The sequence below is a fragment of the Lentzea sp. NPDC058436 genome, assembly GCF_042721515.1.
GTDB lineage: Bacteria > Actinomycetota > Actinomycetes > Mycobacteriales > Pseudonocardiaceae > Lentzea.
On record NZ_JBHXLF010000003.1, the window covers coordinates 210464 to 234237 of the forward strand.

Sequence of the window (23774 nt, forward strand, 5' to 3'; positions counted from 1 at the left end):
AACCACTTTTCGGGGATCTCCGCCGCCCGCCCGTCCTAGGGTGGGCGGCGGAGGTGTCAGTTGGGACGGTTGGCACGCGCCGGGCTGTACGCGGGCGCCTTGATCGGGCCGTTCGGCGGCGCCATCACCACGTCGATCCTGCCGGAGATCGGGGCCAGCTTCGGCCGGTCCGCGGGCTCGGCGGCCTCGACGCTGACGTACTACCTCGTGCCGTTCGCGGTGCTGATGCTCGCCTCCGGCACTCTCGCGCAACGCTGGGGTCCACAACGGACTGTCCGGATCGCGTACGTCGCCTACGCCGTCACGTCCGCTTTGGCCGCTTCCTCCTGGACGTTCGAGGTGCTGCTGGCCTCCCGCGCGTTGCAGGGCGCGGCGAACTCGTTCACCACACCGGTGCTGCTCGCGGTGATCGCCGCGTCGACGCCGAAGGAGAAGCTCGGGCGCGCGCTCGGGTTGTTCGGGTCGATGCAGGCGGCCGGGCAGACGTCGGCCCCGCTCGTCGGCGGGCTCACCGCCGAGATCGACTGGCGACTGGCGTTCGTGGTGATCGCCGTGGTGGCCGTCGGTCTGGCGATCCTCGGCGTGCCGCAGACCGACGCCGAACCGGAGCGCGACGCGAGCCTGCGCAGCGCCTTCGTACCGAGCACGCTGTGGCCCGCGCTCGTCGGGTTCATCGGCTGGGCGTGCCTGGGCGGGTTGTCGTTCCTCGTGGCGTTCCGGCTCGACGACGTCTTCGGGCTCGGCGCCGGCCAGCGCGGTGTGCTGCTCACCGGGTTCGGCGTCGTCGGCTTCCTGACCGCGCGGTACATCGGCAAGGCGATCGACCGGTTCGGCGCGCGGACCACCATCACCGTCGCCGCGACGTTCGGCGCGGGCCTGATCGCGGCGGTCGGCACGACGCCGTTCACGGCCCTCGTGGTCCTGTCGTGGGCGCTCACCGGAGCGGCCGCGCAGGGCGTGCTGGTGAGCATCAACGCGTTGGTGCTGCAGAGCGACAGCGCCAACAGGGGCGGCAGCGTCAGTGTCGTGCAGTCACTGCGCTTCATGGGTGCCGCGGCCGCCCCGCTGGCGTTCGTCCCGCTCTACCAGGCCCACCCGCTGCTGGGGTTCCTCGTCCCGGCGGGCCTGCTCGTCACGATCCCCGCGATCGTCACGTTGTCAGGTCGCGGCGGCGGAACCCGGCGAACCCCGCTACCAGGAGCAGCACCGCCACCCCGGTGAGCCACGCCAGCGGGCCGAAGGTGATGTCCGGGTACTTCGGGACGTGCGTGAACGGCGAGACGTCGATGACCCACTGGTCGAGCTGCAGCGCCGGGCCGAGCAGCGTGAGCACGAGCGACGCCGACACCACTGCCCAGCTCACGCCCGTGAGCTGCGGGAACAGCCCGAACAACACCAACGCCACGCCCGCGATCACCCAGGCCGCAGGCAGCTGGACCAGTGCCGCGCCGAGCATCTTGGGCAGCTGCGTGCCGACGTCGCCGGACTGCAGGCCGTGCACGAGTCCGAGGCCGAGACCGGACGCCGCCAGCACGACCGCGCCGCCGACCAGGGCGAACGACGCGTGCGTGGCGACCCAGCCCCACCGCGAGACCGGGGTGGCGAGGATCGGCTCCGCGCGGAACGACGTCTCCTCCGACCGCAGCCGCAGGACCGCCTGCACGAGGTAGATCGACGTGATCAGGCCCAGCAGCTGGGTGATGGTCGCGAAGAACGCGTCCACCATCGCGTCGGCGCCGCCGATCTTCTGCACGATCTGTCCGAGCGTCGGGTTGTCCTGCACCATCTGCCCGACGGCCTGCGCCACGCTGCCGTAGATCATGCCGACCACGAACAGCGCCAGCGTCCAGCCGATCAACGCGCCCTTCTGCAGCCGCCACGCCAGGCCGAACGGGGTGACGATGGTGCCCTCCGGAGGCCCGGGGCGGGTCGCAAACAGGCCGAGGCCGACGTCCCGGCGCGTCACGATGAACGCGGAGACGCCGACGAGGACCACGAACGCCGCGAGCGGGAGCAGCAGCACCCAGAACCTGTTGTCGGCGAACGACCTGACGTGCTCGGTCCAGCCGATCGGCGAGAACCAGGTGAGCCACTGCGGCCCGGACTCCCCCGCCGCGTCACCGGCCGCGCGCAGCAGGTAGACCACGCCGAGGAACCCGCCCGCGACCGCGTTGGACACGCGCGAGTTCTCCGAGAGCTGCGCGGTGAACGCGCTGACGCCGGTGAACACCAGCCCGACGCTCGCCGTGGACAGTCCGAACGCGAACGAGCCCGCCGCGTCCAGGTCCTTGCCGATCAGCGCGACCGCCTGCAGGAGGCCGATCAGCAGGCTCGTGCCGCCCGCGACGACCACGGCGGCGGCCAGCGGCGCGTGCCGTCCGACGACGCCCGCACTGATGAGTTCCGTGCGGCCTGCTTCTTCTTCTGCGCGCGTGTGCCGGGTGACGACCAGCATGGCCATGATCGCGATGAACAGGCCGGAGAAGACGCCCCAGCGCCACACGACCAGACCGCCGAGCGACGACCAGTCGTGCAGCGGCCCGAGCATCGCCAGGAAGGCGGAGTTGGCGTTGGCGGTGACGCCGAGCTGCGCCCGCGCCTCGGCGCCGCTGTACAGCTCTTCGAGGGCGGTCGTCGTGGAGTAGGTGACGCCGACCAGGAACAGGACCCAGACGGGCAGCAGGATCCGGTCGCGGCGCAGGGCCAGCCGGACGAGGTGCAGCGTGCCGATCATTTCGCGTCCTCGTAGTGGCGCAGGAACAGCTCCTCCAGCGTGGGCGGCTGGGAGGTCAGCGTGCGCACGCCCGTGGACACGAGCTGCTTCAGGACCGGGTCGAGCTTGTCCGAGTCGACCTCGAACTTCACCCGGTTGCCCTCGGCCACGAGGTCGTGCACGCCTGCCAGCGACGCCAGCCCGTTGGGCGGGGAGGCGAGCTCGGCGGAGATCGACGTGCGGGTGAGGTGCCGCAGGTCGGCCAGGGTGCCGGTCTCGACGATGTGGCCGTTGCGGATGATGCTCACCCGGTCGCACAGGGCCTCGACCTCGGCGAGGATGTGGCTCGACAGCAGCACGGTGCGCCCGCGCTCGCGCTCGTCGTTGATGCAGTCCTGGAAGACGGCCTCCATCAACGGGTCGAGGCCCGAGGTCGGCTCGTCGAGGATCAGCAGCTCTACGTCGCTCGACAGGGCGGCGACCAGCGCGACCTTCTGCCGGTTGCCCTTGGAGTAGGTGCGGCCCTTCTTGCGCGGGTCGAGCTCGAAGCGCTCCAGGAGCTCCGCGCGGCGCGTCTTGTTCAGGCCGCCGCGGAGCCGTCCGAGCAGGTCGATGACCTCGCCACCGGTCAGGTTGGGCCAGAGGTTCACGTCGCCGGGGACGTAGGCGAGCCGGCGGTGCAACGCCGCGGTGTCCTTCCACGGGTCGCCGCCGAGCAGCCGCGCGGTGCCGGAGTCGGCACGCAGCAGGCCGAGGAGGATCCGGATCGTCGTCGACTTGCCGGAGCCGTTCGGCCCCAGGAAGCCGTGCACCTCACCGGTCTGGACGTCCAGGTTCAGGTCGTCCAGTGCACGCGTCGGGCCGAAGGTCTTCACCAGGCCCGACACGGATATCGCAGATGTCATGGCCGGTAAGCTACGCTTCTTTCACAACTTCGTGAAGCATGTAAATTTTGCCCGATCGGCTGACGAAAGGGATGATGCCGCCGTGACGAGTACTACGGAGCGTGACACGCAGGCGGTGAGCCAGTTCGTCGAGCGGTTCGGCGGGATCCTGGCGGACACCGGCGTGCCCCGCATGCCGGCTCGCATCCTCGCGGCACTGCTGACGACCGACTCCGGACGGCTCACCGCGGCCGAGATCGCCGAGCTGCTGCAGATCTCCCCGGCGGCGGTGTCGGGCGCGGTGCGCTACCTCACGACCGTGCAGATCGTCAGCCGTGAGCGCGAACCGGGATCACGCCGTGACGTGTTCCGGATGCGCGACAACGTCTGGTACGAGACGACGTTCCGCAAGGACCAGATGCTCGGCATGATCGACGAGGTGCTCGGCGAGGGCGTCGAGGCGCTCGGGCAGGACTCGGCGGCGGGGGCGCGGCTGGACGAGACGCGCGAGTTCTTCCGGTTCGTGCACGGCGAGCTCGGCTCGCTGCTGGACCGGTGGCGCGTGCACCGCGAGAAGTGGCTGGAAGAGCGCTGAAGACAGCGGACGGGGGAGCTTCCGGCGTGGAAGCTCCCCCGTCCGTCACGAACGTCAGCCCGTGGTGAGAGTCAGGCCGTAGGCCTCGAGGATCTCGTTGACCGGCTGGTAGTAGGTCGTGCCGCCGCTGGTGCAGTCGCCGGAGCCACCCGAGGTGACGCCCTGCGCCTGCGTGCCGCTGACCCACGAGCCACCCGAGTCACCGGGCTCCGCGCACACGTTCGTGCGCGTGAGGCCGCTGACGGAGCCCTCCTGGTAGTTCACGGTCTGGCTCTTGGCCTGGACCTCGCCGCAGTGCCAGCCCGTGGTCGAGCCGGAACGGCAGATCGAGGCACCGACCGCGGACTCGGTGTGACCGGAGACGACCACGTCCTCGCCGCCGTAGTGGTTCACCTTGGCCGTCGACGTCCACGACGAGTTGGTCTTGACGAACGAGTAGTCGTTGCCCGGGAAGGACGACTTGTCGAACTCGCCCATCGCCGTCTTGTCGACGCCGGTCACCGTGTCGCCGGGCGACCCGCAGTGGCCGGCGGAGACGAACCCGCCGTCGACCGCGAAGCCGACCGAGCAGCGTCCGGCGTTGTTGATGTAGTAGGCGTCGCCACCGCGGGTGTCCTTGAACAACCGCGGGGCCTCGTCGGTCTCGACGACCTTCGCGACCGAGCCCGCCTTCTCCACCAGCGACTGCGCCGCGCCGGTCTGGCCGCGCTTGACGGTAATCGTCACCGCGTTCGCCTTGGTGTCCACGTACCAGCCGGTGACCTCGGCCGGAGCCGGTGACGCGTCGAGCTTCGCCTTGGCCGCGTCCAGGTCAGAGGCCTTGTGCGCGACCGTGCGGGGCTCCGCGCCGAGCTTGCGGAGCCGGTCGGTCTTGGCCGCGTCGGTCACGCCCACGACGAGCTTGCCCGAGGACGCGTCGAACCACGCGCCACCGAAGCTCTCACCGGCGAACCCCTCCGCGACACGCTGCAGGACCGCGGCCGCGCTCTCCTGGCGCAGCCTCTCCGCCGCCTGCTGGGCGTCCAGTCCGAGGTCGCGCTGCATCGCGGCGAGCAGGTCCGCTGACGGTTGCGGTGCGGCGACGGCGGCAGGGGATGCCGTGGCCGCGAGTGCACCCGTCAGAACAGCCACAGCCGCGACAGCCATGCGCTTCATAGGCACTTCTCCTTGATCTTCGGTTTTTTCTGCAGGGCCGGTGTAACGCCGGACCGGGCAACCGCGATGAGGAGATCAGCTGTGCTGCAACACAGCTCGCACGACACCGGATGACAGGCGTCCCCAGGCGGTCGAACTGCCCGATCAGTTCGTTCCTCCGTCTGGGCGACGCTACTTCGGCGTGCTTACCGGACGGTAGGGTCGATCGAGGGGTGGACCTCGGCGCGTCCGAGTTGATATAGGGAATGCAAATTCGTTCTCTCAGCCTATTTCCGTGACGCAGAGCGACCATTCGGCTTGACACGAAACGTCAAATCTGTCAACAGTTCGCACTCGCTGGCGTATCCCTCTGACCTGGGCTTCAGGTCTAGCGTGCTGGTCACCCTGTTCCCTGCACGAGGGAGAAACCCTGCCATGCGAAGAGTCTTGGGTGCGGGACTCACAGCCGCTGCCGCCGTGTGTCTGGCCGCCGCTGTGGTTCCAGCCGCTTCCGCTCAAGAAAACGTGGGGACGATTCTCGGCGCCGACCGCGCCGATGTCGTGAAGGACAGCTACATCGTCTCGCTGAAGGCCGACACGGCGTCGAGGGCCGCCGCGCCGGGCCTGGCGAGCAAGTACGGGGGCCAGGTCGACCAGGTCTGGCAGCACGCGCTCAACGGCTTCTCGGTGAAGATGACGGCCAAGCAGGCCGCCAGGCTCGCCGCGGACCCGAAGGTCGCGTTCGTCCAGCAGGACGCCACGGTGCACGCGCTGGACGTTCAGCAGAACCCCCCGTCGTGGGGCCAGGACCGCGTGGACCAGCGCGACCTGCCGCTGAGCAACAGCTACCAGTACGACACCACGGCATCCAACGTGACGGCGTACGTCATCGACACCGGTGTGCGCACCACGCACACCACGTTCGGCGGCCGTGCGACGTGGGGCACCAACACCTCCGGTGACGGCAACAACAGCGACTGCAACGGTCACGGCACGCACGTCGCCGGCACCATCGCGGGCTCGCAGTACGGCCTCGCGAAGGCCGCGAAGGTCGTCGCCGTCAAGGTGCTGAACTGCTCCGGCTCCGGCACGACCGCCGGTGTCGTCGGCGGCATCGACTGGGTGACGGCGAACGCGGTCAAGCCCGCCGTCGCCAACATGTCGCTCGGCGGTGGCGCGGACGCCACCCTGGACGCGGCCGTGCGCCGTTCCATCGCGTCCGGCGTGACCTACGCGATCGCGTCCGGCAACTCGAACACCGACGCCTGCAGCACCTCGCCTGCACGCGTCACCGAGGCCATCACGGTCAACTCCTCGACGAACACCGACGCGCGTTCGTCGTTCTCGAACTACGGCACCTGCACGGACATCTTCGCCCCGGGCTCGAACATCGTGTCGGCGTGGAACACCAACGACACCGCCACGAACAACATCTCGGGCACGTCGATGGCCACCCCGCACGTCGCGGGCGCGGCTGCCCTGTGGCTCGCCACGCACCCGACCGACAGCCCGGCCGCCGTCTGGTCCGGTCTGAGCGCGGCCTCGACCCCGAACAAGATCACCAGCCCGGGCACCGGCTCGCCGAACAAGCTGCTCTACACGCTCTTCGGCGGCGACCCCCAGCCCGGCAACCCCTCGGTGACCAACCCCGGCACGCAGACCTCCACGGTCGGCACCGCGGCGTCGCTGCAGCTCGCGGCCTCCGGCGGCACCGCGCCGTACACGTGGTCCGTCTCGGGTCTCCCGGCCGGCCTCTCGGCGAACGCCTCGGGCGCCGTCTCCGGCACCCCGACCACCGCGGGCACCTCCACGGTGACCGCGACCGTGACCGACTCGGCCGGCAAGACCGGCTCGGCCACGTTCTCCTGGGTGGTCAACGCGGTCGGCGGCAGCTGTGACGCCAGGACCAACTCGACCCCCGTCGCCATCGGTGACCTCTCCACCGTGACCAGCACGATCGTCGTCTCCGGCTGCGCGGGCAACGCGTCGGCCACGGCCTCGATCAAGGTCGCCATCACCCACACCTACAAGGGCGACCTCGTGGTCGACCTGGTCGCACCGGACGGTTCGGTCTACAACCTGCACAACCGCACCGGCGGCTCGGCCGACAACATCAACGAGACCTACGCCCGCAACCTCTCGGGTGAGGCCGCCAACGGCACCTGGACGCTGCGCGTGCGTGACGCGGCGTTCCTGGACACCGGCACGTTGAACAGCTGGACGCTCGACGTCTGATCGTCTCTCCGCTGAACGAGCCGCCCCCGGTGCTTCCGCCTCGGGGGCGGTTCCACGTTCAGGCCCTCCTGACGCTTCAAGCCTCGCGGAACCACTCGCGCCGGTGCTCGAACCACTCCTGGAGGTCGTCCTCGTCGAGATCCTGGTCCAGCAGCTCCAGCACCGCGTCCCGGTCCGGGTGATCACTCGCCCGCACGTGGTCGGCGGTGGCCTCGACGCCCGCAGCGCAGAGGTGCTCCACGTCGTACATGCAGCCGGCGTCGAAGTTGGCCCGCTTGAGCGCGAAGTGCCGCCAGACGTCCTCCGGCCGCCGGTGTTCGGCCAGCAGGAACCCGGCCAGCGCGGCCTGCTCCCCCAGTCCCTGGGAGTTCGCGCGGCACAAGGCTTCCTGCTCGACCAGGAACCGCAGCAGCGGTAGGTCTGCGGCCGTGCTCTCGGCCGCCAGCACTTCGCCGCGCGCCGCCTCGTTCAGGTCCTCGCCGTCGGGGCCGCGCTCGTACCGCAGTGACTCCATCACCGGCACAGTGTGGCGGGCGCGCGCCACCGCGAAGCAGCGCGCGCCCTCAGCCCGTTAAAGCTCCACGCCCAGAAGCGCGTCCACCGCCGTGCGAACCTGCGAAGGCCCGTGCCGGTCCGACCCACCGTGCGCCAACGCCTCATCGGCCCAAGCGTCAACGGCCGCCAGCGCGCGCGGCGTGTCGAGGTCGTTGCCCAGGTGGTCGCGCAGCCGCGTCACGGTGTCCACAGCGGACGGTCCGGAGTCGAGGGCGGCCGCACGACGCCACTTGTCCACCCTGGCCAGGGCCTCGTCGAGCAGGTCCTGCGACCACGGGCGGTCGGTGCGGTAGTGGCCGGCCAGCAACGCGAGGCGGACGGCGTTCGGGTCCACCTTCTCGGCGCGCAGCTTCGACACGAAGACCAGGTTGCCGCGCGACTTCGACATCTTCTCGCCGTCGAGGCCGATCATGCCCGCGTGCACGTAGTGGCGTGCGAACGGGTGCTGGCCGGTCTGCGCCTCGGCGTGCGCGGCCGAGTACTCGTGGTGCGGGTAGATCAGGTCGGAGCCGCCGCCCTGCACGTCGAAGCCGGTGCCGAGGCGGTTGTGGGCGATGGCGCTGCACTCGATGTGCCAGCCGGGGCGGCCCTCGCCCAGTTCCGACGGCCAGGAGGGCTCGCCGGGACGCTTCACGCGCCACAGCAGCGCGTCGAGCGGGTGCTTCTTGCCGGGGCGGTCCGGGTCTCCGCCGCGTTCGGCGAAGAGCTTCAGCATCGTCTCCTCCGAGTAGTTCGACTCGTAGCCGAACCGCCCGGTGGCGTTGTGCTCGAAGTAGATGTCCGGGTACTCGGCGTCGTCGACTCGGTAGGCGTGGCCGTCGGCCACGAGCTTCGCGACGACCTCGACGATCTCCGGGATCGCCTCGACGATGCCCACGTAGTCCTGCGGCGGCAGGACGCGCAGGGCCTCCATGTCCTCGCGGAACAGGGCCGTCTCGCGCATGGCGAGCACCACCCAGTCGTCCTTGTCGCGCAGAGCCCGCTCCAGCAGCGGGTCGTCGACGTCGGTGACGTTCTGGACGTAGTGCACGTTGTGGCCGTTGTCGAGCCACACGCGGTGCACGAGGTCGAACGCCAGATAGGTGGCGGCGTGGCCGAGGTGAGTCGCGTCGTACGGCGTGATCCCGCAGACGTACAACCTGGCGGTGTCTCCTGGAGCCGTGGGGCGCACCTCGCCCGTAGCCGTGTCGAACAGCCGCAGCGGGCGGGGGTCCCCCGGAACCCGCGGCACAGGAATGGATGACCAGGTCTGCATGTGTCCGACATTAACGCGTACCGCCGAACAGAGCGTGATTTCCGGCTGTTGGGACGAGCACGGGCGATTCGTTCGGACAGAAAGGCAGGACATCCGTTGACGGCGTCTCGGGGGCACCCCTAGCTTCGGGAGGCATGCTTCGTGTCGTCGTAGCCACGGTGGTAGCGCTCTCACTCTCCCCGGCAACCGCACAGGCCGAACCCCTGGATGCCTTGGCATATCTGGAGAACCCCAGAATGACGGGCGAGCACCAGGAGCCTCCGCACCCGGATCTGAAGCCGGAGCGAAAACTCAGCCTCAACGGCGAGTGGCGCCTCCGGATGTTCGACAGGCCGCAGGACGTCCGCGAGACGACCGACGGCTGGCGCACGGTCAAGGTCCCCCACACGTGGCAGACCGACTTCCTCGACCACCCGATGTTCCGCAACATCCCCACCGAGATGTACCCGGACGACCCGCCGAACGTCCCGCACGACGTCAACCCCACCGGCGTCTACGAGAAGACGTTCGACCTGCCGGCGGACTGGGACCGCACGCTGGTCAGGTTCGAGGGCGTGACCAGCGGTTACTTCGTCTGGGTCAACGGCGCGTACGTCGGCTACGACCAGGGCGGGTACACGCCGGCCGAGTGGGACGTCACGAGCAAGCTGAAGCCCGGCCGCAACACGCTGAAGCTGCAGGTCCACCGTTGGGGCTCCGGCTCCCACCTGGAGGACTACGACCAGTGGCGGTTCTCCGGCATCTTCCGCGAGGTCTGGCTCTACTCGACCCCGAAGACGTACCTCCAGGACGTGACGATCAGGACCGACCTCGACGCCGAGTACCGCGACGCCACCATCACCGCGGACGTCAAGATCGGCGGCCCGCAGGAGGGCCACACCGTCCGGACCAGACTGTTCGACCCGAAGGGCCGTGAGGTCCCCGTCAGGGACGGCAAGGTCGCGAACCCGCTGAAGTGGACCGACGAGACCCCGAACGTCTACGAGCTGCGGATCGAGCTGGTCAAGAACGGCCGGGTGATCCAGACCGGCAGGCAGCCCGTCGGGTTCCGCGAGATCGAGATCGTCGACCGGCAGTTCAAGATCAACGGCAAGCGGGTCCTGTTCCGCGGCACGAACCGGGCTGAGACGTCCACTCACGGCAGCAGGTACGTCACCCGCGCTGACCAGGAAAAAGACGTCCAGCTGATGAAGCGGTTCAACATCAACGCCGTGCGCACCTCGCACTACCCGAGCGACCCGTACTTCTACGAGCTCGCGGACCGCAACGGCCTGATGATCGCCGACGAGGTCGATACCGAGACCCACCACCACGACGGCTGCCCGAACAACTGCCTCGCCGAACGCCCCGAGTGGCAGGACGCGTTCCAGGACAGGTTCGTGGCGATGATGCAGCGCGACAAGAACCACCCGAGCGTGGTCATGTGGGACACGGGCAACGAGGCGGGCCTCGGCAGGGCGCACTACACGATGGCCGAGTACGCGAAGAAGAACGACACGCGCCCGCTCTACCACCAGCCGAACGTGCCGGACGGCGACGCGCCCTTCGCGGACGTGGCCGGGCCGCGCTACCCGTCGCCCGCGAGTCTCGAAGCCAAGGCGAAGACCACGACCAAGCCGATCATCATGGGCGAGTACGCGCACGCGATGGGCAACAGCCTCGGCAACTTCAAGGAGTTCTGGGACGTCGTGCGCGCCTATCCGCAGGTGCAGGGCGGCTTCATCTGGGACTGGGCCGAGCAGAACATCGCCCTGCCGCTGTTCACGACCCCGGACGACGCCAACGGGATCCTGAGCTACCTGTCCGGCAAACCGTCCCAGGTGGACGGACCGCACGGCAAAGCGTTGCAGCTCAGCGGACTCGACGACTTCGTGGAGGTCTACCGCGACCGCAAGCTCGACGAGGTCGGCACGGGGCTGACCCTGGACGCGTGGGTCAAACCCGACACCTGGACAGGTGACTTCACGGTCATCTCCAAGGGCGACCACCAGTACGCGCTGAAGATGTCCAACGCCACGACGCTGGAGTTCTTCGTGCACAGCGGCACGTGGCGCACGGTCCGTGCGACCGTCCCGGCGGACTTCTACGGCAACTGGCACCGCGTCACCGGCACGTTCGACGGCACCAAGCTGCGGCTGCTGATCGACGGCCGTGAGGTCTCCACGGTCGACTACAGCGGCACGATCGACTGGTCGCACTGGCCGGTCAACATCGGCCGCAACGCCGAGACCATGCAGGAGAACGTCGGCACGCGCATGGCGCACGGCAGCGTCGACCAGGTCCGGATCTACCACCGCGCCCTGACCGAGGCAGAACTCGCGGCGGACCCGAAGAAGACCGCCGTGCTGGCGCTCGACTTCGAGAAGCTGGAGGACAAGGGCCGCAAGGAGTCCTACGGAGCGGGCACCGGCGGTGTCGACGGCGTCGTGTGGGCCGACCGCAGGCCGCAGCCCGAGACCACCGAACTGATGGCAGTTCACTCCCCCATCCGGTTCTCCTTCTCCGACAACGAGCTCACGACCGTCAGCGAACGCCAGTTCACCGGCACCGACGACCTCGAACTGCGCTGGGAGGTCCAGGACAACGGCCGCACGATCGCCCAGCACCGGGGCAGGCTCCAGCCGGGCACGACGACGTTGCCGGACTTCCGAGCCGAGACCGAGCGCTGGCTGACCGTGCGCGCGACGGATCGGCGCGGCACCGACGTGGGCATCGCGCAGTTCCCGCTGGGCGGCACGCAGATCACCGGCCTGCACTCGCCCGGCACGCCCGGCACACTCACCACCACGCAGAACGACTCCGAGGTCGTGCTGTCCGGCAAGGACTTCCGTTATGTGCTCAGCAAGAAGACCGGCACCCTCACATCGATGCGCGTGCGGGGTACCGAGCTGCTGCACACCGGCCCGGAGCTCGACGCGTGGCGCGCGCCGCTGTCGAACGAGTACATGAGCGAGGACTCGTCCTGGTACCGCAGCGGCCTCGACCGCCTCAAGACATCACCAGTCGATATCACTGTCTCACAGGGCACCGACACTCTCGTCACGGTGCGGTCGACCGCCCAGGCGGTGCGGGACGCGTCGTTCACCCAGACCTTCACCTACCGCGTCACCGGGGACGGCGAGATCCACGTCGGCCACCGGGTCGCGGCGCAGGACCGCATGCGCGACCTGAGCTACCTGCCCGGCATCGGCTTCACGCTCAAGGTTCCCGACACCTACCAGAAGTTCACCTGGTACGGCCGCGGCCCCGGTGAGAACTACGACGACCGCAAGTCCGGCAACCCCGTCGGCGTCTACCAGTCCACTGTGGACCGCGAGTTCAACGACTACTACAAGCCCCAGGACTACGGCAACCACGCGGACACGCACTGGGCGACTCTGTCCAACGGCCGCGCGGGCCTCCTCGTCGCGGGCGACCTGGACGTGCGCGTGTCGAAGTACGACGACCTCGACCGCGCCGCGCACCCGTTCGCGCTCAAGAAGAACGACGGCTGGACGACCCTGCACGCCGCACACCGCGTCACGGGCGTCAGCGAGACGTTCCACGAGCCTTTGCCGCAGTATCAGGTGGAAGCGGGCAACGAGTACGCGTACTCCGTGCTGCTGCGCCCGCTCACGCCCGTGGAGGCGGCAACGGGCAAGCTCGGCCGTCACGTCGACTGCGCACCCACGGCCGAACTGCGAGCCACGGACACCACGCTCGAACCCGGCGAGCAGGTCGAGGCCGAACTGGTCCTGACGAAGCCCTGCCCCGGCACGACCAGGGCCAGGCTCACGGCGCCGGAGGGCTGGTCCGTCACCCCGCAGACCGCCGATCTCACCAGCGGCTCCGCGAAGGTGACGATCAAGCGCGACGGCGGGGAGACCGGCACCCGCCCGGTGTTCGCGGAGATCATCACGGGCAAGGCGACCTCGACGCTGACGCACGACTTCACCGCCACACCGCGGCCTCCTTCCGGCGAGGCGCAGGTGTCCGCGCTGGAGTTCCTCGACGAGCACAACGGCTGGGGCCCGATCGAACGCGACCGCAGCAACGGCGAACAGCAGGCAGGCGACGGCAACCCGATGAGCATCCGCGGCGCGCGGTTCGACCGGGGCGTGGGCGCGCACGCCGACTCGGAGTTCCAGGTCTACACCGGCGGCAGGTGCGCTGTCCTGACCGCCACGATCGGTCTCGACGACGAGACGAACGGCGGCGGCACCGTCCAGTTCGAAATCCTGAAGGACAACCGATCGGTCTACCGAAGCCCTGTGCTGACAGGACGGAGCGCAGCCGAACCGATCACCGTGGACACGAGTGGAGCAACCGTGCTGACGTTCCGGGTGACAGATGGAGGTGACGGCAACGCCCACGACCACGCCGACTGGGCGGCCCCGGTTCTGCACTGCTGAAAACTGTCAGACCCGAGGCGTACCGTTGGAGATCAAGGGCATTCGCCGCTGAAAGGCGGGGTCTCATGGTCTTCTTCGAAATCCTCGGCGGGCTGGTCGCGCTCGGAGGCCTCGGCCTCGCCATGAGCGCCAGAGTGATCAAACAGTTCGAACAGGGACTGGTGTTCCGGTTCGGCAAACTGCAGGAGGGCGTGCGCGGGCCGGGGCTGACGATGCTGATCCCGGGGGTAGACCAGCTGAGGAAGGTCAACCTCCAGATCGTCACCCTCCCCGTGCCGGCGCAGGACGGCATCACGCGCGACAACGTCACCGTGCGCGTCGATGCCGTCGTGTACTTCAAGGTGCAGGACGCGGCGAAGGCCGTCATCAACGTCGAGGACTACCGGTTCGCGATGTTGCAGGTGGCGCAGACGTCGCTGCGGTCGATCATCGGCAAGAGCGAGCTCGACGACCTGCTGTCCAACCGCGAACGCCTCAACCAGGGCCTGGAGCTGATGATCGACACGCCCGCACTGGAGTGGGGCATCGACATAGACCGCGTGGAGATCAAGGACGTGGCGCTGCCCGAGAGCATGAAGCGCTCGATGTCGCGCCAGGCGGAGGCCGAACGCGAACGCCGCGCGCGCATCATCACCGCGGACGGCGAGCTGCAGGCGTCCAAGAAGCTCTCCGAGGCCGCCGGAACGATGGAGGAGACACCGGGCGCGCTCCAGTTGCGGCTCCTGCAGACCATCGTGGAGGTGGCGGCGGAGAAGAACTCGACGCTGGTGCTGCCGTTCCCGGTGGAGCTGCTGAGGTTCCTGGAGAAGAACACCAACTCGGAGTTGCCGGCCAAGTCCGGGGGCGAGAAGCCGGCCGTCGCAGCGGAGGAACCGCCGAAGGAGTTGGCCGACGAGCGACCGAAGGAGTTGGCCGACGAGCGACCGAAGGAGTTGGCCGACGAGCAACTGAAGGAGCTGAAGGAGCAGGCGTAGGGGTCTGGCGGCACGATGCCGGCCGCCTCGCTCGCAGCAACGACGGCTCCGGCGGAACTCAGGCACCCGCCGGAGTCGGCAGCCCGCTGTCCACGCCGGCCCACCAAGGCAGCAGCCCGCTGTCCATGCTGGCCCACCAAGGCAACAGCCCGTTGGCCACGCAGCCCCACCCGGTCCGGCAACGGCGACCGCGTCGGCCGCACGTCCAAACCAGCCCACCCGAACCAGCAGCCGCACGCCACCTCGACCACATCAGCGGCCCCAACTCCCCCTCCGGCACCGCCACCCACCTCAGCCCGGCCCCGCTACGCCGTGTGAGTTAACCCGAGTAACGCCCCCAGCCCGGGAACGACGTCCGATCAGGGGGTAGTGACGCATGGCGGAGAGGGTCAGGGACAGGTTCGTCGGCATCGGCGTCGGCTCCTACGAGCTGGTGCAGCCGCTGCAGCACGCCGTGAGCGACGTGCGGGAGCTGCGCGCCCTGCTCAAGGGCTACGCGGGCGAGCCGCTCGCCGATCCGGCCGAGGCCGACGTCCGCGCGCACATGAAGGCGCTCCGACAGAACCCGCAGGACGGCGGCGCGCTGGTGGCGTTGTGGAGTGGCCACGCGATTCCCGTCGCGGGCAACCTCAGGCTGCTGGCCAGGGACAACGACGGCGCGGTCGACGGCATCATGCTGCACGAGTTCGCGTTGTGGTGTGCGGCGTCGGGTGCGCACCAGGTGCTCATCATCATCGACGCCTGCTATTCGGGCGCGCAGCTGGACGAGGCCGTGCGCACGGTCGCCGCCGTGCAGGAGGAGTTGCTGGCGGGGCGGGTGCACTGGGCGGGTGTGCTGGTGTCGTGTTCGAGCGTCGAGACGGCTCGTGACGGGCTGTTCGGCGGGAAGTTGCGCAAGCTGCTGCGTGCCGGCCCCACGGCCGATGAGGACGCACGGCGGTGGAGCGACCGCATCGCACTCGTCGACGGTGGTGCGGTCGGTACGGCGCTGCTGAACGCGTGGGACAGCGACGTCCAACGGCCGCGCTTCATGCAGTACGGGTCCGCGCAGCCGATGCTGCCGAATCCGCTCTACGCCGCGAACACGGTCGTGAAGCACCTGCTGCTCGCGGCGCGCGGTGGCGACTCGGCCGACAACAGGTCGTGGTTCACCGGCCGGACGGCCCAGGTCGACAAGGTCGTGAGCTGGGTGCGGTCCGGAGCCGCCGGCCTGCGGGTGGTCACGGGATCGCCGGGCACCGGCAAGTCCGCGGTCGTCGGCCGAGTTGTCAGCCTGTCCAACTCGGCCGAGCGCGACCTGCTGCTGACCGCAGGACCGTCGTTCCGGCACGCCGACCCCGGGCCCGGCTCGGTCGACGCGGCCGTGCACGCCCGCGCGATGGACGCCGACCGCGTCGCCGACCTGCTCAGCCGCCAGCTCGTCAACGCCGGCCTGATCCCCGCGCCCGAGGGGCCACGGCGGGGCGCGGCCGAGCTGGTCGGTGTCGTGAGCGCGTTGAAGGAACCGCCTGTGCTGGTGGTCGACGGCCTGGACGAGGCGCGCGGCGAGTCGTTCTCGATCGCCACCTCGTTGCTGACCAAGCTCGCGGGCTACGCCGTGGTGATCGTGTCGACCCGGCAGGCGCACCGGGTCGCGGGCGGTGCTCCCCTGCTCACCGAGTTGTCCCCGGTCGAGATCCTCGACCTCGACCAGGCGGGCAGCGAGACCGACGTCCGCGAGTACGTCCTGGCACGCCTGGGACCCGGCGCGGCACAGTCCACTGTGGACGAGCTGGCGAAGCTGCCGTTCCTGACGGCGTGGATGATCACCGACCAGGTGCTGGCGGACGGCGGCGCGGACCTCAAGCTGTCGCTGGACGCGGCCTTCGACCGTGAGCTCGCGAAGGTCTCTTCGGCTCGTGCGTTGCTGACGGCACTGACGTGGAGCTACGGCGCGGGGTTCCCCGAGGAGGAGTGGCGCGCTGTCGCCGAAGCGTTGTCCGGGGAAAAGTTCAGCCGTGAGGACATCACGGCCGTGCTCACCGAACTGGGCCGTCACATCGTGCAGGACGGCGAGGAGGGCACGGCGGTCTTCAAGCTCACGCACCAGACGTTCGCGGACCACCTGCGGCCACCGTTCGCACCGAGCCGCGACGAGGTGTTCGCGCCGGACGCGGAGAAGGTCGCGTGCGCGCTCATCGGGTTGTACCGGCAGCGCATGGAGGCGGGCGTACCGCCGAACGTGCCGGGCTACCTGTGGAAGTACGCGTGGCGGCACTGCGGGCATGCGGGCACACGGGCGTTGGACGGGCTGCGCGCTCTCGCGGTGATGAACCGCATGTTGTTGCCGGACATCGCACTCGCGGCCACGACGGCAGCGAACGAGCTGATGCACTGGGGTCGCGGCGACGAGGCGATCGCCCCGCTCGAAGAGGCCGCCGAGCACTTCCGCGCGCTGGTGCCGAAGCTGCGGATGTACTTGGCGGACCTGGCTTTCGTGCTGAACAAGCTGGGCAGGCGGTTCCGTGACGCCGGACGCCTCCAGCAGGCCGTGGCGCCCGCGGAAGAGGCCGCCGTGCGGTACCGCGAGCTCGTGGCGTCGACTCCGACGACGGCGGAAAGCCTTACGCACAAACGGCTTGCGCAACGCCTCGCGAAGACCTCGGCGCACGGCGGTGACAACCCGACGTACGCGGCGCACCTCAGCGGCGCGTTGGTGGACCTGAGTGAGATCTACGCGATGCTGGGCCGCAGGCAGGAGGCGCTGTCCACGGCTCGTGACGCCGTTGCGGCCGTGGACACCGATGCACCGCTTGCGCGCGCGATGACGTGCCTCGCTGCTCGATGCAGTGACTCCGGCCTGCGCTATGAGGCCATGCAACGGTCGAAGCAGGCCGTGGAGCTGTACTACGCGCTCGCGCAGACGAACCCGGTGTTCCTCGCGGACCTGGTCAGCGCGCTGGTCGAGCTGAGCCGCGACTACCTGGCGCTGAGCAGGCTGTCCGACGCCGCGAGCACCACCCAGCAGGCCTCGGACATCAGCGGCACGCTCGGCCGGCACGCCGCGTTCCGCCCCCAGCTCGCGGACGCGGCGCTGAGCCTGAGCGTCGCCTACAGCATGGTGGGCCGCAGGGAAGCAGCCCTGAACGCCGCCCGCCAGGCCGCCGACCTGGCCGACGGCCTGCCCGTGCACGGCCAGGCGCTGCACAACCTGATGCGCCGCCAGCGCGACGCGGACAAGCCCCGCGACGCCCTGGTCACGGGCCTGCGGGCGATCGAGGTCTGCTTGCTGCCGGAGAACGCGGACCGGCTGTCGACGCTGGCGGCGGCGATGTTCACGCTCGACACGCTCTGCGCGGGGCTGAAGCAGCCCGAGATCGTCGACGAGACCTGGGAACGGGTGACCGCGCGGTTCACCGGCCCGCACCTCGCGACGTTGCTGATGCTGCGGGCGGCTGCCACGAAGGCCGGTGATCCGGCGGCGGCGCAGTGGGTCTGCCAGGCGCTCACGCACGTCGGGCAGTCGCGGCAGGCGATCCACGACGTGCACGACATCGCGCGCCGCCACTACGACTCCGGTCCGTGGCCCTGGGACACCACGCCGGACTGGCTGTCGGTCGACCGGGCGTTGCTGCGGACCGCGCGCTCGTGGGTGTTCGCGCGGTCGTACGCGGAGGAGCGTGATCTCCTGCTCCGGCACCCGGAGTTGCTGTCGACGGACGCGGACGTCGCCGTCACGGAGGCGTTGTACGGGACGAGCCTGATCGAGGCGCAGGTCATCCAGTCGCGCCGGACCACCGCCCAGCAGCAGGGCGTCGCGCTCGCGTACCGGCCGTGGCTGCTCGCGAGTCTCGCGGACGAGTTCGTCGACGCCACACCCACGCGCCGTCGCGAACTGCTCGCCACACGCCGTGATGAGCTGCTGGACAAGGAAGTCCTGAAGAACGTGCGCGACAACCGGCCCGTGCACGCGTTGCTGCTGCTGGCCGACGAGGACGCCGATGTGCTCGACCTCGTGCTGGACGCCGTGGAAGACCCCTCGCGCGTAACGGAGATCCTGCGCGGGCTCGCCAATGGCGCGTCGCCCCCAGCTCTTACGCAGGCCGTGACGGCGTTGGAACCGCATGCGTTGGCGGCGTTGTACAAGGTGGTCGCGCGCGCTCGGGCCGGTGACGAACGTCTGGCGTTGCCCGCTGCCGACCGGCGCATGGCGTGGATCCACGAGCTCACCTATCTGGTGCCCGCGAACTTCGCGTTGCTCTCCCTCATCCGCAAGCTCGCCGAGGAGTCCTAGATGACTGATCTCGTGGTGGTCCTGCCCGGCATTCTCGGCAGCACGTTGCGCAACAGGGACGGCATGGTCTGGGAGGTGTCCGGCAGGGCCGCGTTGCGCGCGGTGCTGACGCTCGGGCGCAGCCTGAAGCAGCTGAAGCTCCCGTCCGGCATCGGCGACGAACACCCGCAGGACGGCGTCGAGCCCGTCGCGCTCATGTCGGACCTGCACGTCATCCCGGGCATCTGGACGCCGTTGAAGGGCTACGACCGCGTCACGCGCAGGATGAACTCGCTCGGCTACACCGTCGAGAAGGGCAACCTGATCCTCTTCGCCTACGACTGGCGGCTGTCGAACCGCTACAACGGCGCGCTGCTGGCCAGGCGGGTGGACGAGGCGCTGGACCGCATCGGCCCGGACGCCAAGGTCAGCTTCGTCTGCCACTCGATGGGCGGGCTGGTCGCGCGGTGGTGCGTCGAGCAGTGCGGGATGGCGGAGCGGACGGACAGGCTGATCACCATGGGCACGCCCTACCGCGGGGCGACCGCCGCGCTGGACCAGCTGGTCAACGGCGTGCGCAAGGGGCTCGGGCCGTTGGCGGTGGACCTGACGGAGTTCTCGCGGTCGATGCCGTCGCTGCACCAGCTGCTGCCCGAGTTCGCGTGCATCGAGTCGCCCAACGGGCTGCTCAAGACCACTGAGGTGTCGTTGCCCGAACTCGACACGAAGATGGTCACGGACGCGATGGCGTTCCACGGTGCGTTGACCGACTCGTTCGCTGACAAGACGTACGCGATCATCGGCGGTAAGCAGCCCACGGCCACCACGGCGCGCATCGCCGACGGCAAAGTCACCTGTTATCGGACATATGAAGGCGACGAGTTGTACGGCGATGCGACCGTGCCGATGGTCGGAGCCGCACGGCGTGGGCTCGCCTTGTCGTCGAACACCCTGCACCGCGTGACGGAGCAGCACACGTCGTTGCAGGACAACGCCGCCGTGCTGGACGCCGTGGAGTCGTTCCTGACCGCGAAGACCATCGTCCCGCGCAACGTGACCGTGACGGAGCCCCAGGTCGTCGTGCCCGACCTCGTGCTCGTCGGGGAGGACCTGGAGGTCACCGTCGAGCTGAAGGACACCACCCCGCGGGCGTTGAAGGTGGCCTTGGTCGACGAGAACGGCAAACAGGTCGAATCGCGCAGTCCGGCGATCTCCGAGAGGATGACGGCGAGATTCGGTGAATTGGCCCCCGGCGCCTACTACGTGCAGGTCAGCGGCATTTCGGTAGGCGCTCCGGTGGTCCCGGTGACCAGTGCGGTGCTCGTCGTGGATTGCCCCTCGGTCTGACCGGGAGGACGATTCACGTCTGGCACGGAGGAGGCGCGATGACCACGATCAAGCCAACGCCCGTAGTGCCCCATCCGGGGGCGGCGCGTGCACGGCCGAAGGGCTCGTACTTCCTCTCGCTGTTCAAGACGACGGATCCCAAGCAGATCGGGATCATGTACCTCACGACGTCGTTCGCGTTCTTCATGGTCGGCGGCGTGATGGCGCTGCTGATGCGCGGCGAGCTCGCGCGGCCGGGGCTGCAGTTCCTGTCGAACGAGCAGTACAACCAGCTGTTCACCATGCACGGCACGATCATGCTGCTGCTGTACGCGACGCCCATCCTGTTCGGGTTCGCGAACTACATCCTGCCGTTGCAGATCGGCTCGCCGGACGTCGCGTTCCCGCGCCTGAACGCCTTCTCGTACTGGCTGTACCTGTTCGGCGGCCTCATCGTGGTGGCCGGGTTCCTGACGCCGGGCGGCGCGGCCGACTTCGGCTGGTTCGCCTACACGCCGCTGTCGTCGGCCGTGCACTCGCCGGGCATCGGCGCCGACCTGTGGATCATGGGCCTGGCCGTGTCCGGTCTGGGCACGATCCTCGGCGCGGTCAACATGACGACGACGGTGGTGTGCCTGCGGGCGCCGGGCATGACGATGTTCCGGATGCCGGTGTTCACCTGGAACATCCTGGTGACCTCGGTGCTGATCCTGCTGGCGTTCCCGATCCTCACGGCCGCGCTGATGGGGCTGGCCGCCGACCGGCACCTCGGGGCGCACGTGTTCGACCCGGCCAACGGCGGCGTGATCCTGTGGCAGCACCTGTTCTGGTTCTTCGGCCATCCCGAGGTGTACATCGTCGCGTTGCCGTTCTTCGGGATCGTGACGGAGATCTTCCCGGTGTTCAGCCGCAAACCGTTGTTCGGATACAAGGGTCTGGTGTTCGCCACTCTCGCGATCGCCATGCTGTCCGTGGCGGTGTGGGCGCACCACATGTACGCCACGGGCGCGGTGCTGCTGCCGTTCTTCGCGTTGATGACGTTCCTGATCGCGGTGCCCACGGGCATCAAGTTCTTCAACTGGATCGGCACGATGTGGAAGGGCCAGGTCACGTTCGAGACGCCGATGCTGTTCTCGGTCGGCTTCCTCGTGACGTTCCTCTTCGGTGGCCTGACGGGCATCCTGCTGGCCTCGCCGGCGCTCGACTTCCACGTGTCCGACACGTACTTCGTGGTCGCGCACTTCCACTACGTGCTGTTCGGCACGATCGTGTTCGCGACGTACGCGGGCATCTACTTCTGGTTCCCGAAGATGACCGGGCGGATGCTCAACGAGCCGCTGGGCAAGCTGCACTTCTGGACGACGTTCTTCGGGTTCCACGGCACGTTCCTGGTGCAGCACTGGCTGGGCAACGAGGGCATGCCGCGCCGCTACGCCGACTACCTGCCGTCCGACGGCTTCACGTTCCTCAACACGTTCTCGACCATCGGCTCGTTCCTGCTCGGCGCGTCCGTGCTGCCGTTCGTGTGGAACGTCTTCCGGTCCTACCGCTACGGCGACCCGGCCCCGCAGGACGACCCGTGGGGCTTCGGCAACTCCCTGGAGTGGGCGACGACGTCACCGCCGCCGCGGCACAACTTCAAGGAGCTGCCGCGCATCCGCTCGGAGCGTCCGGCGTTCGAGCTGCACTACCCGCACATGGTCGAACGGATGCGGGACGAGGCGCACTTCTCGCTGACCCATCCCGGCAAGCACCGTGCGGGCAAGGACGAGGTCACCGAGAAGACGCTCGCCTCCACCGACCGCGACACGTAGGGCCTGTTGCGAAATCCGATCCGCGACGGCCGGGCCCTACTTCCTGCCGGGGAGCAGGCCGCCCTGGACGACGGCCTTGCTCAGCGGCGCGGCCAGCTCGACGAACCGCTGCTTCTCCTGGTCGCTGAGCACGTCGTAGGCCGGCGCGGCCATGCGGTCCGTGTCGTCCTCGATGCCGTCGCGCAGCTCGCGGCCCTTCTCGGTGAGGAGCTGGTCCTCGCCGACGAGCCCGCGCCGCTGCAGGTCCTCCACCGTGGCCGCCCACTGCTCCTGCGACCACGCACGGGTCTTGCGCAACGCGTCGGCCGGGTAGTCGCCCGTCGCGACGTGCAGCACCAACGCCTCGATGCCGCTGATGTTGTGCCGCAGCAGGGCCGCGAGGTGGCCGTCACCGCGGAACTCGCGCAGCAACGTCTGGGCGTGGAACAGTTGCAGGAGCGTGTCGTCCGGCCACGGCAGGGCGGCGTGGGCGGCGAACAACGGGCGCCCCTGCGGCATGTCCTTGGACCGCTCGGCGGCGCGCTTCGCCAGCTCGGTGATCTCCTTGAGGTCGTCGGGAAGCACCTTGCGCAGCGCCTCGTCCGCCGCCTCCCACCGCAGTTCCAGCAGGCGCTGCGGCGTGACCTTCTCCCACGCCTGCGGAATGCGCGCACGGACGAGATCGGGGTTGAAGTTGTAGAACGTCGCGATCACGACCTCGGCCCCGACCGGCCCGAGCGCCGCGGCGCGCGACGCGAAGTACCCGCCGGGCCGGTCTAGCCCGACGCTCGCGTACCGGGAGTCCGCCTCGGGGGCGAAGTAGATCATTCCGTGCACGGCCTCGAGGGAGCGAAACAGAGTCCTGATCATGTCTACAACCTAGGGCCTGTGTCGAGGTCTGGTTCGACGGGAGTCGAGCTTGAGGTGGTTCCTGGCGGTGCGGCCGGGACGGCCGCGTACCGGTGTTGTACGTGGTCGTTCCGGCCGTGCCGCCAGGGGCCGCCTCGGGCCTGGCTGCTGCGGATCAGACCTCGGCACAGGCCCTGGGAACGTCCAGGCTCGTAAGTCAGGCTCCAAAAATTGTCAGACCCCTCTGCCAAGCTCTTTCCCGTGGACCCGAACACCTTCTGGAAGCTCATCGCCGCCGCCAGGGCGAGCGTCCCCGACCCGTCCGACGGCTACGCCGTGGCCGCCGCGGCCACCACCCTGCTCGCCGAGCGGCCGCCCGCCGAGATCGTCGCGGCCCAGCAGGTGCTGTGGGACCTGCTGACGGTCTCGTACCAGAACCCGCTGTGGGCGGCGGCGTACGTCCTCAACGGCGGCTGCTCGGACGACGGCTTCGACTACTTCCGCGGCTGGCTCGTCACCCAGGGCGAGGAGGTCTACACGGCCGTCCTCGCCGACCCCGACTCGCTGGCGGGCTTACCGGCGGTCGTGGAGGCCGCGGAGTCCGGAGACGAGTTCGAGTGCGAGGACGCCCTGTCCATCGCCTGGAACGCCCACATCAAGGCCACCGGCATGCAACTGCCGCAGGACGCGTTCCGGATCAGGTACCCGGAGCTGGATCCGGACTGGGACTTCGACTTCGACGACAGCGCGGAGCTCGCGCCCCGCCTGCCGCGTCTGGCCGCGCTCTACGACCTCTGAGGGTTCGGCTCGCGGTGGCG

The 23774-nt window shown here is 69.2% G+C and carries 15 protein-coding genes; 9 read left to right on the forward strand and 6 right to left on the reverse strand.

Features of this window, described 5'->3' with window-relative positions; genetic code table 11:
* The first annotated feature begins 60 nt into the window (after positions 1-60).
* Complete coding sequence (locus ACFWN2_RS14715) at positions 61-1221, forward strand: MFS transporter (RefSeq protein WP_382427757.1); 1161 nt, start codon at positions 61-63, stop codon at positions 1219-1221.
* Here ACFWN2_RS14715 and ACFWN2_RS14720 read toward each other — a convergent pair.
* Complete coding sequence (locus ACFWN2_RS14720; protein ID WP_382427758.1) at positions 1151-2734, reverse strand: ABC transporter permease; 1584 nt, start codon at positions 2732-2734, stop codon at positions 1151-1153. The genes ACFWN2_RS14715 and ACFWN2_RS14720 overlap by 71 nt on opposite strands.
* On the reverse strand, positions 2731-3618 hold the full coding sequence (locus ACFWN2_RS14725) for an ATP-binding cassette domain-containing protein (protein ID WP_382427759.1): 888 nt from the start codon (positions 3616-3618) through the stop codon (positions 2731-2733). The genes ACFWN2_RS14720 and ACFWN2_RS14725 overlap by 4 nt, the downstream gene beginning before the upstream one ends.
* A gap of 82 nt (positions 3619-3700) precedes the next feature.
* Between ACFWN2_RS14725 and ACFWN2_RS14730 the strand changes: the two genes are divergently transcribed.
* On the forward strand, positions 3701-4192 hold the full coding sequence (locus ACFWN2_RS14730) for a GbsR/MarR family transcriptional regulator (protein WP_382427761.1): 492 nt from the start codon (positions 3701-3703) through the stop codon (positions 4190-4192).
* Positions 4193-4246: 54 nt separating this feature from the next.
* Here the strand turns inward: ACFWN2_RS14730 and ACFWN2_RS14735 are convergent, their stop codons facing one another.
* Positions 4247-5347 carry a S1 family peptidase gene (locus tag ACFWN2_RS14735; protein WP_382427762.1) on the reverse strand — a complete coding sequence of 367 codons (1101 nt, stop codon included), beginning with the start codon at positions 5345-5347 and terminating at the stop codon, positions 4247-4249.
* A 414-nt stretch (positions 5348-5761) separates the two neighbouring features.
* Between ACFWN2_RS14735 and ACFWN2_RS14740 the strand changes: the two genes are divergently transcribed.
* Positions 5762-7561 carry a S8 family serine peptidase gene (locus ACFWN2_RS14740; RefSeq protein WP_382427764.1) on the forward strand — a complete coding sequence of 600 codons (1800 nt, stop codon included), beginning with the start codon at positions 5762-5764 and terminating at the stop codon, positions 7559-7561.
* Between the two features lie 76 nt (positions 7562-7637).
* Here the strand turns inward: ACFWN2_RS14740 and ACFWN2_RS14745 are convergent, their stop codons facing one another.
* Together ACFWN2_RS14745 and mshC are read right to left on the reverse strand one after the other, a co-directional pair.
* Entirely contained in the window at positions 7638-8075 is a 438-nt protein-coding gene (locus ACFWN2_RS14745; protein ID WP_382427766.1) for a hypothetical protein, read from the reverse strand.
* Between the two features lie 57 nt (positions 8076-8132).
* Positions 8133-9371, reverse strand: a complete 1239-nt coding sequence (mshC, locus tag ACFWN2_RS14750; RefSeq protein ID WP_382427768.1) for a cysteine--1-D-myo-inosityl 2-amino-2-deoxy-alpha-D-glucopyranoside ligase — start codon at positions 9369-9371, stop codon at positions 8133-8135.
* 236 nt (positions 9372-9607) lie between these two features.
* Between mshC and ACFWN2_RS14755 the strand changes: the two genes are divergently transcribed.
* The 5 genes from ACFWN2_RS14755 to ctaD all read left to right on the forward strand — a co-directional run bounded on the left by ACFWN2_RS14755 (position 9608) and on the right by ctaD (position 22128).
* The gene (locus tag ACFWN2_RS14755; RefSeq protein WP_382427769.1) at positions 9608-13762 is read left to right on the forward strand and encodes a glycoside hydrolase family 2 TIM barrel-domain containing protein; all 4155 of its coding nucleotides are present in this window, start codon (positions 9608-9610) and stop codon (positions 13760-13762) included.
* Between the two features lie 65 nt (positions 13763-13827).
* Entirely contained in the window at positions 13828-14736 is a 909-nt protein-coding gene (locus ACFWN2_RS14760; RefSeq protein WP_382427771.1) for a slipin family protein, read from the forward strand.
* Positions 14737-15112: 376 nt separating this feature from the next.
* Positions 15113-19009: a hypothetical protein gene (locus ACFWN2_RS14765; RefSeq protein WP_382427773.1), complete on the forward strand. Its 3897-nt coding sequence runs from the start codon at positions 15113-15115 to the stop codon at positions 19007-19009.
* The gene (locus tag ACFWN2_RS14770; protein WP_382427775.1) at positions 19010-20335 is read left to right on the forward strand and encodes a hypothetical protein; all 1326 of its coding nucleotides are present in this window, start codon (positions 19010-19012) and stop codon (positions 20333-20335) included. It begins immediately after the preceding gene.
* Between the two features lie 38 nt (positions 20336-20373).
* Positions 20374-22128, forward strand: a complete 1755-nt coding sequence (gene ctaD, locus ACFWN2_RS14775) for a cytochrome c oxidase subunit I (protein WP_382427777.1) — start codon at positions 20374-20376, stop codon at positions 22126-22128.
* Positions 22129-22164: 36 nt separating this feature from the next.
* On the opposite strand, the gene ACFWN2_RS14780 is transcribed toward ctaD, so the two are convergent.
* Entirely contained in the window at positions 22165-22977 is an 813-nt protein-coding gene (locus tag ACFWN2_RS14780; protein ID WP_382427779.1) for a hypothetical protein, read from the reverse strand.
* Between the two features lie 240 nt (positions 22978-23217).
* On the opposite strand from ACFWN2_RS14780, the gene ACFWN2_RS14785 reads away from it, so the two are divergent.
* The gene (locus tag ACFWN2_RS14785; RefSeq protein ID WP_382427781.1) at positions 23218-23754 is read left to right on the forward strand and encodes a DUF4240 domain-containing protein; all 537 of its coding nucleotides are present in this window, start codon (positions 23218-23220) and stop codon (positions 23752-23754) included.
* Positions 23755-23774 lie beyond the last annotated feature (20 nt).